This is a genomic window from Pseudomonas sp. NIBRBAC000502773 (genome assembly GCF_006517195.1).
Lineage (GTDB): Bacteria > Pseudomonadota > Gammaproteobacteria > Pseudomonadales > Pseudomonadaceae > Aquipseudomonas > Aquipseudomonas marginalis.
Genome location: NZ_CP041189.1, coordinates 5,640,012 through 5,653,088, shown reverse-complemented (window position 1 = coordinate 5,653,088; position 13,077 = coordinate 5,640,012). Strand labels below are relative to the sequence as shown.

The 13,077-nt window shown below is 62.7% G+C and carries 10 protein-coding genes; 3 read left to right on the top strand and 7 right to left on the bottom strand.

The annotated features are described in order from the left end of the window. Window positions 1-75: 75 nt before the first annotated feature. Both NIBR502773_RS26265 and NIBR502773_RS26260 read right to left on the bottom strand, forming a co-directional pair. A complete protein-coding gene (locus tag NIBR502773_RS26265) occupies window positions 76-843 on the bottom strand; it encodes a coniferyl-alcohol dehydrogenase (protein ID WP_141157312.1) in 768 nt (255 codons plus the stop codon). A gap of 37 nt (window positions 844-880) precedes the next feature. Continuing rightward, window positions 881-2,356: a benzaldehyde dehydrogenase gene (locus NIBR502773_RS26260; protein WP_141157311.1), complete on the bottom strand. Its 1,476-nt coding sequence runs from the start codon at window positions 2,354-2,356 to the stop codon at window positions 881-883. Between the two features lie 270 nt (window positions 2,357-2,626). Here NIBR502773_RS26260 and NIBR502773_RS26255 point away from each other — a divergent pair, with 270 nt between their 5' ends. Beyond that, window positions 2,627-4,384 (top strand): sigma-54-dependent Fis family transcriptional regulator, encoded by a 1,758-nt coding sequence (locus NIBR502773_RS26255; RefSeq protein ID WP_141157310.1) that lies wholly within the window; start codon window positions 2,627-2,629, stop codon window positions 4,382-4,384. Between the two features lie 98 nt (window positions 4,385-4,482). Then, window positions 4,483-5,094, top strand: a complete 612-nt coding sequence (locus NIBR502773_RS26250; protein ID WP_115488008.1) for a TetR/AcrR family transcriptional regulator — start codon at window positions 4,483-4,485, stop codon at window positions 5,092-5,094. A gap of 26 nt (window positions 5,095-5,120) precedes the next feature. On the opposite strand, the gene NIBR502773_RS26245 is transcribed toward NIBR502773_RS26250, so the two are convergent. The 3 genes from NIBR502773_RS26245 to NIBR502773_RS26235 form a co-directional block, all read right to left on the bottom strand. Beyond that, on the bottom strand, window positions 5,121-6,224 hold the full coding sequence (locus NIBR502773_RS26245) for a polyamine ABC transporter substrate-binding protein (RefSeq protein ID WP_065939623.1): 1,104 nt from the start codon (window positions 6,222-6,224) through the stop codon (window positions 5,121-5,123). A 40-nt stretch (window positions 6,225-6,264) separates the two neighbouring features. After that, window positions 6,265-7,602: a hypothetical protein gene (locus NIBR502773_RS26240; protein ID WP_141157309.1), complete on the bottom strand. Its 1,338-nt coding sequence runs from the start codon at window positions 7,600-7,602 to the stop codon at window positions 6,265-6,267. Between the two features lie 116 nt (window positions 7,603-7,718). Continuing rightward, the gene (locus NIBR502773_RS26235) at window positions 7,719-8,981 is read right to left on the bottom strand and encodes a serine hydrolase (protein ID WP_141157308.1); all 1,263 of its coding nucleotides are present in this window, start codon (window positions 8,979-8,981) and stop codon (window positions 7,719-7,721) included. Between the two features lie 252 nt (window positions 8,982-9,233). Here NIBR502773_RS26235 and NIBR502773_RS26230 point away from each other — a divergent pair, with 252 nt between their 5' ends. Then, a complete protein-coding gene (locus NIBR502773_RS26230; RefSeq protein WP_141157307.1) occupies window positions 9,234-10,376 on the top strand; it encodes a polysaccharide lyase family 1 protein in 1,143 nt (380 codons plus the stop codon). 59 nt (window positions 10,377-10,435) lie between these two features. Here NIBR502773_RS26230 and gspF read toward each other — a convergent pair whose 3' ends face one another. Further along, window positions 10,436-11,647: a type II secretion system inner membrane protein GspF gene (gspF, locus tag NIBR502773_RS26225; RefSeq protein WP_115488004.1), complete on the bottom strand. Its 1,212-nt coding sequence runs from the start codon at window positions 11,645-11,647 to the stop codon at window positions 10,436-10,438. Further along, window positions 11,647-13,065 (bottom strand): type II secretion system ATPase GspE, encoded by a 1,419-nt coding sequence (gspE, locus tag NIBR502773_RS26220; protein WP_141157306.1) that lies wholly within the window; start codon window positions 13,063-13,065, stop codon window positions 11,647-11,649. Before gspE ends, gspF begins: the two co-directional genes overlap by 1 nt. Between the last annotated feature and the right edge of the window lie 12 nt (window positions 13,066-13,077).

The following is a 13,077-nucleotide window of genomic DNA, read 5'->3' as shown; positions in this document are numbered from 1 at the left end:
TGTCCTGTATTTTTGTTGTTGTTCAAGACCCCCGGCACGGCGGATCCGCACCGGGGTTTACCGCTGTAGCAACCCCTACACGTAGGTCGCCGCCAACCCACCGTCCACCGGCAGATTGACCCCGTTGACCCAGCGCGCGGCGTCGGAGCACAGGAAGGCGATCACCGCCGCCACCTCATCGGCCAGGGCCGGACGGGTCATGCGCTGGCTGTCCGCGGCCACCCGCTCCGGCCCGAGCATGCTGACAAAATCGTCGAGAATCGGGGTAAACACCGGCCCCGGCGCCACGCAGTTGATACGCACCGAGTGATCGCGAAACCAGGCCTGGGATTGCTGGAAGCTCCACACGATCAGCGCTTCCTTGAAGTACTGATAACAGCTGGCCTGCTCCACCGGATTGGCCGCCAGCCACTGCTGCCCGGCCTCGAAGCCTTGGGCGGCAGCCAGGGCCTTGTGCAGCTCCAGGCGTTGCGGCCACTGCGCACCGAGCACCGAAGCGACATTGACGATGCTGCCGCCCGCCGCCATGCGTGGCAGCAGCGCTTGAGTCAGGTGCCGCAACCCCAGGTAGTTGACCGTGGCCACCGCTTGCACGGGCGCGGTACCGGGCACGCCGGCAATGTTGCACAGCCCGTCGGCCCGCGCCGGCAGGCGTGCCACCAGGGCATCGATGCTGGCCGGATCGCCCAGGTCAGCCTGGAAGAAGCCATCCAGGGTCAGTTGCGGTGCATGGCGATCAACGCCGATCACCGTGGCACCCTGGAAGCGCGCGAGCCGCGCCAGCTCGGCGCCAATGCCGGAGGCGACGCCGGTGACGACCAGGGTTTTGTTGTGCAGGTTCATGTTCAAGCCCTCTTGTTTTTGTATAGGCATAGGTGGATCAAAACGGATAGGCAGGTGCAGTGTTCTTCACCGTGACCCACTGCCACTGGCTGTACTCGTCCCAGTCGGCCGGCCCGCCCACGCTGCCGCCATTACCGGAAGCACCGCGCCCACCAAAGGGGTTGATGCATTCGTCGGCGACGGTCTGGTCATTGATGTGCAGCAGACCGCAGTCAAGCCGCTCGCCGATGGCCATGGCACGCCCGACCGAAGGCGAGATGATCGCGGCCGAGAGGCCGTACTCGGTGCGGTTGGCCAGTTCGATGGCCTCCTCGTCCGTGGCAAAACTGACCACCGTGGCCACCGGCCCGAAGATTTCATCCTCAAACGCACGCATGCCTGGCCGCACACCGCTGAGCACGGTGGGCTGGTAGAACAATTGGTCGTATTCGCCGCCCGCCTCCAACCGCGCGCCCGCTTGCAGGCTGTCGCTGACGATCTCGTGCACGCGCTGCAATTGCCGTTGGTTGATCAATGGGCCGAGCGCGGCTTCACCGCGGGCGGCATTGCCCACGGTCAACGCCCGGGCCTTGTCCACCAACTTGCGCGTGAGGCGTTTGGCGATGGATTCATGGGCGAGAATCAAGCCGGTGGCCATGCAGATTTGCCCCTGGTGCAGCCAGGCGCCCCAGGCGGCATTGCTCGCGGCCAGGTCGAGGTCGGCGTCTTCGAGAATGATCAGCGGGTTCTTGCCGCCCAGTTCCAGCGCGACTTTTTTCAGGTGGCGTCCGGCCACTTCGGCGACTTTGCGCCCTGCCGCCGTCGACCCGGTGAACGCAATCATCTGCACATTCGGATCGCGGCACAGCGCCTCACCCGCCGGCGCGGCACCGGGCAATACCTGCAGCAGGCCCTTGGGCAAGCCCGCCTCTTCGAACAGCCGGGCGATCAGAAAACCACCGCTGACCGGGGTCTGCGGGTCGGGCTTGAGCACCACCGCATTGCCCGCCGCCAGGGCCGGGGCCACCGAGCGCAGTGAGAGCACCAGCGGAAAATTGAACGGTGAAATCACCCCGACCACGCCATGGGGCTGACGCCGGGCATAGGACAGGCGACCTGCCGCACTGGGCAGCACCAGCCCGTGAGGTTGGGACAACAGCCCCGCCGCCTGATGCAGCAGCACAATCGCCTCGCGCACTTCGTGCTCGCCCTTGAACAACGCGCCGCCGGTTTCCCGCGCGACGTACAGCGCCAGTTCGGCAAAGGACTGCTGGGCCAGGTCCGCCGCCTTGCGAAACACCTCGGCGCGCTCCCGTGGGCCGAGTGCTGCCCAGGCCGGCTGCGCCAGGGCCGCGCTGCGGCAGGCGACGGCGATGTCGGCCGGGTTGGCCATGGCGCAGCGCATCAGGGGTTCGCCGGTGGCGGGTTCGATCACCGCGATCACGGACCCCGAGGCGGGTATCCAATCGCCGTTGAACAGGCATTCGGACGCAATGGCCCGCTGTAGCAAGTGGGTGGTTTCAGGTACTGACATGGCAACTCCCGGTTCTTGTAATTGTCATCGCCTGCACAGGGTGCAAACGCCGCATCAAGCCTTGAGCAAAGGCTGTGCCGCTTGCACCCAACCACGCAGACATAAAGGACCGAGGGCTCTGGGACAAGGCCTGCCACGCGGCGCCCACGCCTCACCGCCCCATCGGCTGCAAAAACCGCGGCACCGCCACTTGTTCAATTGATAAGGTTATGTTTAATAACTATCTGAGCAGTTACTCATATCGATCACTCGCTTTGCAGGGGCATAACAATGACTAATCCCCACAGCGCGCTGCCCGACGACCGGGTGGCCAGCGCGCCCTACCATCCGCGCGGCGACAGCCGTCAACTCAGTGAGAGCAGTTCGCCCACCCCGGCGGAACTGACCGATTGCCTGTTCTTCTCGCCCGAAGACGGGCGTATCTGGCTCAACGATCAACGCATGGTGTTGCTGCACGGTTCGTCGTTCGGTGCCCTGCGCGCGGAGGTCATTGAACGTCTGGGGCTGGAACAGGCGCGTGGCCTGTTCACCCGCACCGGTTATGTCTCCGGCGCGCGGGACGCGCGGTTGATCCGCGAGCGCTGGCCACAGGCCGATGCCGCCGCCGTGTTTCGCGCCGGGACCCACCTGCACACCCTGGAAGGCATGACCAAGGTCGAACCGCTGCACTTCAAGTTCGATGCCGACTCGGGGTTCTATGAAGGCGAGTTCCTCTGGCACCACTCGTGCGAGGCCGATGAACACGTGGGTGCCTACGGCATCGGCCAGGACCCGGTGTGCTGGACTGAAACCGGCTATGCCATCGGTTTTGTCAGTGGCCTGTTCGGGCAAATGGTGATTTTCCGCGAGGTGGAATGCCGGGGCATGGGCCACCGCTGTTGCCGGGTGATCGGCAAGACCGCGGAGCAATGGGGTGACGTCGAGCAGGACCTGCGCTACCTGAATGTGTCCCAGGCCGTCACCAACGCCACGATCGCGCCCACGCCCGACCACCCGGTGAGCCACAGTGCCAGGGCCAACCCGCCGCAAACACTGGTGGGTGCGAGTGCGGCCTTCAACGCCGCGACACAAGCCCTGCAACGTGTCGCACTGACCCCGGCAACGGTGTTGATCAGCGGCGAGTCCGGGGTCGGCAAGGAGATGTTTGCGCGCCAGTTGCACCAGCTCAGCCGCCGCCAGGACAGCCCGTTCGTGGCGCTCAATTGCGCCGCGATTCCGGACAACCTGATCGAGGCCGAGCTGTTCGGTGTCGAACGTGGCGCCTATACCGGCGCGACGCACTCGCGGCCTGGACGTTTCGAACGGGCCCAGGGCGGCACGCTGTTTCTGGATGAGATCACCAGCCTCAGCCTGGCCGGGCAAAGCAAGTTGCTGCGGGCCTTGCAGGAACGGGAAATCGAACGGGTCGGCGGGGGGCGCGGGATCAAGGTGGATGTGCGCGTGGTGGCCGCCACCAATATCGACCTGCGTAAAGCCGTGGCTGACGGCAGCTTTCGTGAAGACCTGTTCTACCGCCTGAATGTCTACCCCATCGCCCTGCCCCCGCTGCGCGAACGCCGGGACGACATCCCGCTGTTGATCAATGCGTTCCTCACGCGCTTCTGCCAGGAATACGCGCGAACGCCGGCGGGCCTGACCATGCGCGCCCTGAAGGTGCTGCTGCGCTATGACTTCGCGGGCAATGTGCGCGAGCTGCAAAACCTGATCGAACGCGGCCTGATCGCCAGCGACGAAGGCCAACCCATTGACCTGGTGCACCTGTTTCGCAACGAACCGATGCCGACCGATCCCTACGGCCTCGACGACCACGGCAGCCTGTCCAACAGCGCACCGCCGCCGTGCCTGGCACTGTTCGACACCCTTGGCCAACTGGAACCGGGGTTTTCCATCGAAGGCCTTGAATCGCGCCTGCTCAACGAAGCCCTGCAACGCAACGCCGGCAACCTGGCCGCCGCCGCCAGGCTCGTGGGGCTGAGCCGTGCACAATTTGCCTACCGGTTGAAGAAGCATCAGCGGCAAAGCCCTTGATGGACAATTAGTGCTTTAAAAGCTTTACCCAATTAAGTATTTTGCAGGGATACCGGGGCGATAAGCGCCCCTCTTTTTACTCGTGACAAGGATCTCCTGTGAGCGGACTGCGTGAACGTCAGAAAGCCGAACGCCGGCAAGCTATCAGCCAGGCCGCGATCGAGCTGTTTGAGCGCCAGGGTTTCCAGAACACCACCATCGAGCAGATCGCCAGCCAGGCCGGGGTGTCGCCGCCGACGGTGTTCAAGTACTTCGGCAACAAGCAGGAAATCATCCTGGAAATCCTGCACCACGCCGATCAGCGCGCAATCAGCGACACCCGCCGCGAGATCCACACAATGGACGATCCGGTCGAAGCGCTGTGCCACCTGGAAAGCCTGCTCACCGGCTATGCCCTGGAAGTCATGCACCCCAGCCTCTGGCGTGAACTGCTGCCGCTGATCCTGTTCGGCGGCAGCAATGAACTGCCGGCCGGTTATCGCGCCATGAACGATGCGCTCAGGGCGGAAATCAGCGAACTGCTGCGGGAACTGCAACGGGCCGGCAAGCTGCGCCCGCAACTCGATGTGGAATTGGCCGCGTTCCTGTTGAACGACTATTCGCACCTGCAACTGTTCAGGCTGGTGAACCAGGAACAGCCGGATCTCGACGCGCACTCGACGCAGGTACGGCGCATCACCGAGCTGCTGTTCTACGGCATGCAGGCCTGACCCGTTGCAGGGTCAGGCCACACTGATCAGCGGTTGCTCTTGATGGCCGTCCAGGTGCGGGTGCGGATGCGCTCCACGGCGGCCGGAATCGGCTCCAGGGCGAACAGGGTCTTGCGCGCTTCCTCCGGCACATACATGTTGGGGTCGTTGCGGATGCTGGCGTCCACCAGCGCAGTGGCGTCCTTGTTCGGGTTGGGGTAGCCGATCTTGTTGCTGATGCGCGCAATCACGTCCGGGCGCAGGATGTAATTGATGAACGCATGGGCCTCCGCCAGATCGGGTGCCTTGGCCGGGATCATCATCACGTCCGCCCACATCGGCGCGCCTTCCTTGGGCAGTGCCATCTCGACCTTGACCCCCTTGCCGGCGGCATCCGCCAGTCGCGTGGCCAATGCGACACCGCCGGACCAGCCCACGCCCACACAGATATCACCGTTGGCCAGGTCCATGCCGTAGCGCGACGAGTTGAAGTAAGTGACGTAAGGGCGAATCTTCATCATCACGGCCTGGGCTTGCACATAGTCCTCACGCTTCTGGCTATTGGGGTCGAGGCCCTTGTAGTGCAGGGCAATCGGCAGGATCTCGTTGCCGGCGTCGAGGAAACCCACGCCACAACTGGCGAGCTTGGCGAGGTTTTCTTCCTTGAAGATGATGTCCCAGCTGTTCATCTGCACGTCGGGGCCCAGGGCCTTGCGCACCTTGTCGACGTTGTAGCCGATCAATGTGGTGCCCCATAGGTAAGGCACGGCGTAGCGGTTGCCGGTGTCACCCACGGCTTCCAGGGATTGCATGAACTGCGGGTCCAGGTGCTGCCAGTTCGGCAACTGCTGGCGGTCCAGCGGCTGCACGGCTCCGGCCGTGATCAAGTGCCCCAGGTTGGCGGTGCCGGGGAACACCACGTCATACCCGGAGTTGCCCGTCAGCAGCTTGGACTCCATGGTTTCGGCGCTGTCGAACACATCGTAAATCGGGCGAATGCCGGTTTCTTCCTGGAAACTCTTGAGCACTTCGGGTGGCAGGTATTCGATCCAGTTGTAGATCCGTACGGTGCGTTCTTCAGCCAGGCAAAAACCACTGATGAGCAACGAGGCGATAGTGCCCAGCACGGTGTTACGCAAAAATCTGTTCATGATCAAAACACTCCAGCGCGGCCGCGATGGCTCGCAGCACTTAATAGCGGTAGGTGAAATACAGTTCCAGCGCACTGAACATCTGGTCGTTACCGAACACCTGTTTGGCGGCGGCCAGCGGCTTGACCCAGTTGTAGGACAGCGACGTATAGAACGACGGCGTGGGCGTCCAGTCGAGAAAAACCACACTTTCGTCAGCAAAGCGCCGATCGCTGACCGGCGCGCCCATGTAGTTTTTCTCGTCCAGCCAGAACTGGTAGTGAATCGCGCCGAGGGTCAGGGTGTCGTTGAGGTGGGTCTTGAGGGAGAACTGCTGGACGTTTTCGTTGCTGTTGAACAGCAGGTAGTTGCCGACCACATCCCCGACCAGCCACGTGCTCCAGTCGACAAAGCCTTTGCTCAGTGAATCCCAGGCTTTCTGGCGGTTGTCGGTAAGGTTGTCGTCGCCGGAAAAGCTCGCGTAGCGGTAGCCAATGATCTGTGTCAGCGGCAAGGTAGCGAAGGCATAGTCGGCCTGGGCATACCAGGCGTTGGCATCGTAGTCGACACCCTCGCCGCTGCCGCGCTCCAGCGCGTACTCGGCATTCAGGGTCAGGGCCTGGACGCCGGGCACCTTGGCGTTGAGCGCCCTGACGTTGTACACCTGCATCCCGTCCCGACGGCGCGGCAGCGTGCTGCCTTTGGGGCCAAGGGCGTTGACCTTCATGGCCATGGCGCCAAGCGTCACTTGGTCATCGAGGTTGTAGTCGAGGTTGACGCCGGTCATGCGGAAATCGCCCAGGTCATCATCGGTGCGCAGGGTGAATACCTGGGACTTCAGCGCGCCATGGTCCCAGGCCAGGATCGCTGAATCCTTGAAGGCGGTTCGCGGGCCGAGCCAGTAGGCGCCATCCTTGTACTGGTCGAGGTTACCGTCCATGACGATGAACCCCGTACCGATCATGTAGTTCTGGCGGCCGGCGGTGAACTTCCACTCGCCGGCGCGAAAACCGCCGTAGAGTTCTTCGGCGGCGACCTTGCCGTCGGAGCTGCGGGTGAAGCCTCCCGCATCGCCATCGCCGAACGTGCTCGCCCCAACCAGGGAACCGCCGGCCAGCAGGCTGAAATCCGGTTGCAGCGCATACTCGAGCTTGACACCCGGTTTTACGTAGACCTCTTGCCAGTTGATGCGGGCGCCGCCGTTCTTGCCGCTGCGTGCATCGACCTGGCCGCTGCCGAAGTTGACGCCACGGGTAAACAGCGTCGCCCCGCCCACGGTGAGATTGACTTCACCCTTGAGATCGCCCTCCTCAAAGGTGTAGCCCGCCAGCGCGACGTGGGTGGTCAAGGGTAAGCCGAGCGCTAACAGCGCTCGAGAGAAACGCTTGGTGAAAACCATAAGAAGCTCCTGTGGAATTATTGTTGTTACAGGGCAGTCAATGGCGACGCAGGGCGCCGCCAACACCTGGGCAAGCCAGGTGAATAGAACGCAAGACTCTTATTGTTTGGCGTGGATCAGCGACTCAGGTGGGCGGCGATCGCGCGCAGCATGCGCACGCTGTCGTTATCGAACGGGCTGACCGCATCGGTGAGTGACGATTGCTTGACGATCACCACGCCGGACGGTTTGTCGATGAACAGGTATTGGCCGTGGATCCCTCCGGCCATCAGGGCTTGGCTGTGGTCGTTGAACACGTACCACTGGCTGCGATAGGACGCACCCGGCGTCCAGCTGGCGAACTCGGTATTTTGCGCGTAGATCGCCGGATCAGAACCGGCGGCGATACGCGCTACGGTCTCGGGCGACAACAGCTCGACCCCGTCCTGGCGACCGTCGTTGGCCAGCAGGCGACCGAAGCGCGCCATGTCTCTCAAGGTGGCACTGAAGCCCGCCCCGGCAACGTTACGGCCCCAGGGATCGGCCATGAAATAACCGTCGCGTTCGCACCCCAAGCGCCCCCAGATCTGTTCCAGCATCTGACTGCACGCCTGGCCCGAGGCCCGTTCCATGACCCATGCCAGGACTTCGGTGGTGGCGGTCACGTAATGGAAAAAGCCGCCGTGTGCGCCACGTTTTTTCAGTGACGGCAGGTATTGGTACAGCGATTCAAACTGGGCGTATGGCGCCGGTGCCGGCTGGAAACCGCAGGCATAACCGTACTGCGAACTCTCGGAGGCGGGATCGTCATACACCTCGCTGTAGTCGATGCCCACGGCCATATCGAACAACTGGCGCACGGTGGCATCGCCAAACGCACTGCCCACCAGCTCAGGCACGTAGTACGCGGCGGACAGCTCGGGCTTGAGCATGCCGTTGGAAACCAGTTGTTCGCCAAGGGTGCCGATCAGCGACTTGGTCACCGAAAACATGATGTGCCGGTCATCCGCGCGCTGGCCGTTGAAGTAGCGCTCGAACAACACCGTGTCGCCCTGCATCACTAAAAAAGCGTCGGTCTGGCTGGCCACAAGGTGTTCGATCACGCTGATGCTCAGCCCGCATTCGCTGTCGAAACACAGCGGGTCCAGCGCTGTGGGCGCTTCCTTGAGCTGACCGGCAGGCCTTGAACCCGCCGCCACATCAATCGTGGGACGCAGCCGCGCCAGATGACGGAACCCCCACTGGCTGAAGGGCGCGCGCATCCAGTTGTGCCACGTTACCCGGTGTTTCGGCTCGGCCGGGAAGCCCTGCATCAGCGCAGGTGCCACGGGGGTTGCAAAGCACGACTCATTGGCCTCGACGTAAAGAGTCGCCAGTACAGACGGGGTTTTAACACTCATCGGGATAACCCTGAAAATGACTCTGCGTGGGAGCAGATGCACAGGAATAATTATCCGATATTTTATTTTAGTCAATAAAACTTTTTACTCGTTAATTTTAAAAACAGTTGTACGACAACAAAGATACGCATGATAGTATTTCTCATGCAGCGGACGTTCGATTCGCTGCACCAGTGGCAAGGACGTCCGCTCGAGAAACGCGCATGCCTGTGCGCGTTTAAACACTCAAGTTAATCAAGGATCTGATTACTCATGACAAACCCCTCAACCTTCACTGCCTCAAAACTGGCCAGTGCCGTTATCGGTGCCCTGCTGTTTTCCAGCGTTCCTGCGCATGCCGCGGACATCTGGCTGGATTCGGCCACCACCGGTTGGGCCACTCAGAACGGCGGCACCAAGGGCGGCTCGCGAGCTGCGGCGAATAATATCTACACGGCAAAAAACGCGGCGGAGCTGAAAACCGCACTGAGCGCGTCGGTGGGCACCAATGGTCGCATCATCAAGATCACCGGCATCATCGATATCAGCGAAGGCAAGGCTTATACGACGACTGCTGATATGAAGGTACGCGGTCGCCTGGATATTCCTGGCAAAACCACCATCGTCGGTACCACCAGCAATGCCGAGATCCGTGAGGGTTTCTTCTATGCCAAGGAAAACGACGTCATCATCCGCAACATCACCATCGAAAATCCTTGGGATCCCGAGCCGAAGTGGGACCCCACGGACGGCAGCGCCGGCAACTGGAACTCGGAATACGATGGCCTGACCATCGAGGGTGCCAATAACGTGTGGGTCGATCACGTGACCTTCACCGATGGCCGCCGTACCGATGACCAGAACGGCAGCGCCAACGGCCGTCCGAAGCAGCATCACGACGGCGCGCTGGATGTTAAAAACGGCGCCAACTACGTGACCATCTCGTACTCGGCGTTCAAGTCGCACGAGAAGAACAACCTGATCGGTTCCAGCGACAGCCGCACCACCGATGACGGCAAGCTCAAGGTCACCATCCACAACAGCCTGTTTGAGAATATCTCTGCCCGTGCGCCGCGCGTGCGTTTCGGCCAGGTGCATCTGTACAACAACTACCATGTGGGCAGCACCAGCCATAAGGTGTACCCGTTCTCGTACGCTCACGGTGTGGGCAAGAACTCGAAGATCTTCTCCGAGCGTAACGCCTTCGAGATCGCCGGTATCAGCGGTTGCGACAAGATCGCCGGCGATTACGGTGGCAGCGTCTACCGCGACACCGGCTCGACCCTCAACGGCAGCGCATTGAGCTGCTCGTGGAGTTCGAGCATCGGCTGGACCCCACCGTACAGCTACACTCCGTTGGCTGCCGATAAGGTCGCCGCCGACGTCAAGGCCAAGGCCGGCGCCGGTAAGCTCTAAGCAGCGGTGTCACCTTCGTGAAATGAAAAGCCCTCGGTGACGAGGGCTTTTTTGTGCAGCTACTGCACCAGTTGGTTGATCTCGATGATCGGCAACAGCACCGCCATCACGATCACCAGCACCACCGCGCCCATCACCACGATCATCAGTGGCTCCAGCAGTGCGGTCATGCCCATCGCCCGGCGCTCGATATCGCGGGACAGTGTCTGCGCCGCGCGATCGAGCATCGGCGGCAGCGATCCGGTCTTTTCGCCGCTGGCGATCAGGTGGATCAGCAGGGGCGGAAATACTCTCTCCGCCGCCAGCGCCGTGGCCAGGCTGACGCCTTCGCGCACCTTGGCGGTGGCGTCGTTGACGCACTGGCTCAGGCAGTCGTTGGACAAGGTCTGGCGTGCCGCTTCCAGTGCACGCAACAGCGGCACCCCGGCGCCACCGAGAATCGCCAGGGTCGAGGCAAACCGTGCGGTATTGAGCCCGAGTACAAAACGCCCGATCAACGGCAGGCGCAACACGCGACGATGCCAACCCAGACGCGCCAGCGGGTTGCGCAGGTACACACGCCAGCCCCAGAAACCCGCGATCAAAGCACTGAGGCACAGCCAACCCCAACCGCGAATGAAATCACTGGCATTGAGCATCGCCAATGTCAGCCCGGGCAAGTCCTGGCGCGCCTGGGAAAACGCACTGACCACCTGGGGCACCACGTAGCTGAGCAGGAAGATCACGATGGCGATCGAGACCAGCCCTACCACTCCAGGATAGATAAACGCGGTGAGGATTTTACTGCGCAGGTTATTGCGTTCTTCGATGTAGTCGGCCAACCGCTCCATCACCTGGGCGAGGTCGCCGGACTCCTCTCCCGCCGCAATCAGCGCGCGGTAGATCTCCGGAAAGTCCCGTGGCCGCGCGGCCAAGGCATCCGCCAGGCGCATGCCGCTGCGTACATCGGCACGCACCGCACTCAGGGCCTGGACGATGTGTTTGCGCTCGGCTTGTTCCACCGTGGCACTCAACGCGGCCTCCAGTGGCAGGCTGGCGCTGAGCAGGCTCGCCAGTTGCCGCGTGGCCCAGGCCAGGTCGTTGTCCGACAGCTTGGCGCTGAACAGGCCCGCGCCAGCCCCCGAGGCCGTATTTTGCTCAAGGTGCACCGACAAGGCTGTCAAGCCACGCCGGCGCAGAATCCCGAACGCCTCGCGCTGACTGTCGGCTTCCAGGTGTCCACTCTCGATCTTGCCCATGGCGTCGGCGGCTTCAAAACGGTAGCGATTCATCAGGCGTCCCGTGTCACGCGGAGCACTTCTTCGGGTGCCGTCACGCCGCTGTTGACCCAGCGTTCGCCATCCTCACGCATGCTGCACATACCGGCGCTGCGGGCTGCGGCCCTGAGCGCCTGCTCACCGGCGCCCTGGTGAATCAGCGCGCGAATCGCGTCGTCAATGCAGAACAGTTCATGAATGCCGGTGCGACCGCTATAGCCGGTGTGGTTACACGCCAAACACCCCAGTGGACGCCAGGTGCCCGGGCTGGCCGGGTCTTCTTCCTTGCATTGCGGGCAGAGACGACGCACGAGGCGTTGCGCCAGAACCCCAAGCATTGAAGACGCCAGCAAAAACGGCTCGACGCCCATGTCCAGCAGGCGGTTGACGGCGGATACCGCGTCGTTGGTGTGCAACGTAGCGAGTACCAAATGCCCGGTGAGCGAAGCCTGCACCGCGATTTGCGCGGTCTCCAGGTCGCGGATTTCACCGATCATGATGACGTCCGGGTCCTGACGCAGGATCGCTCGCAGCGCCAGTGCGAAGGTCATGTCGATCTTGGCATTGACCTGGATCTGGCTGATGCCCGGCAGGTCGTATTCCACCGGGTCTTCCACGGTGAGGATATTGCTGGTACTCGCATCCAGCCGCGCCAGGGCGGCGTAGAGGCTGGTGGTCTTGCCGCTGCCCGTGGGCCCGGTGACCAGCACGATGCCGTGGGGCTGGCGAATCAAGGTATCGAGCCTGGTCAGTACCGAGGGCGCCATGCCGAGGGTTTCCAGTTGCAGACGGCCGGCTTGCTTGTCCAGCAGGCGCATCACCACCCGTTCGCCATGCCCGGTGGGCACGGTCGACACGCGAATATCGATGGGCCGCCCGGCCACGCGCAGGGCGATACGGCCATCCTGGGGCAGGCGTTTTTCGGCGATGTCGAGCTGGGCCATGATCTTGATCCGCGACACCAGCGCACCATGCAATGCCTTACGCGGCGACACCACGTCACGCAGGGTGCCGTCGACGCGGTAGCGCACCACGGAGTGGGTTTCATAGGGCTCGATATGGATATCACTGGCCTCGTCCCGCGCCGCCTGGGTGAGCAAGGCGTTGATCATGCGGATCACCGGCGCGCCGTCCTGGGTGTCGAGCAGGTCGGTGATCTCGGGCATGTCCTGCATCAGGCGGTCGAGGTCGACCTCGTTCTCTGCCGCACCCACCACGGCGGCGGCGCTGCCCGTATCGGCATAAGCACTGGCGAGAAGGCCGTCGAGTTCGTCGTCGCGTACCTGCTCAACCCGCGACTGGCCGAACTGGCGCCGTACTTCGCTGATCGACCAGCCGGGGGTTGAGGGGCAGACGGTGAGCAGCATGCCGTCGGCGCCGGGACGCAGGAGGATGCGTTGGGATTTGGCCCAGGCGTAGGGCAGCAGGCTCATACCCCTCTCCCA

Coding starts and splice junctions, on each gene's coding strand:
- NIBR502773_RS26235 (WP_141157308.1), bottom strand. CDS start 8,981: ATGAGTGTTAAAACCCCGTCTGTACTGGCGACTCTTTACGTCGAGGCC.
- NIBR502773_RS26230 (WP_141157307.1), top strand. CDS start 9,234: ATGACAAACCCCTCAACCTTCACTGCCTCAAAACTGGCCAGTGCCGTT.
- NIBR502773_RS26240 (WP_141157309.1), bottom strand. CDS start 7,602: ATGGTTTTCACCAAGCGTTTCTCTCGAGCGCTGTTAGCGCTCGGCTTA.
- NIBR502773_RS26265 (WP_141157312.1), bottom strand. CDS start 843: ATGAACCTGCACAACAAAACCCTGGTCGTCACCGGCGTCGCCTCCGGC.
- gspF (WP_115488004.1), bottom strand. CDS start 11,647: ATGAATCGCTACCGTTTTGAAGCCGCCGACGCCATGGGCAAGATCGAG.
- NIBR502773_RS26255 (WP_141157310.1), top strand. CDS start 2,627: ATGACTAATCCCCACAGCGCGCTGCCCGACGACCGGGTGGCCAGCGCG.
- NIBR502773_RS26245 (WP_065939623.1), bottom strand. CDS start 6,224: ATGAACAGATTTTTGCGTAACACCGTGCTGGGCACTATCGCCTCGTTG.
- NIBR502773_RS26260 (WP_141157311.1), bottom strand. CDS start 2,356: ATGTCAGTACCTGAAACCACCCACTTGCTACAGCGGGCCATTGCGTCC.
- gspE (WP_141157306.1), bottom strand. CDS start 13,065: ATGAGCCTGCTGCCCTACGCCTGGGCCAAATCCCAACGCATCCTCCTG.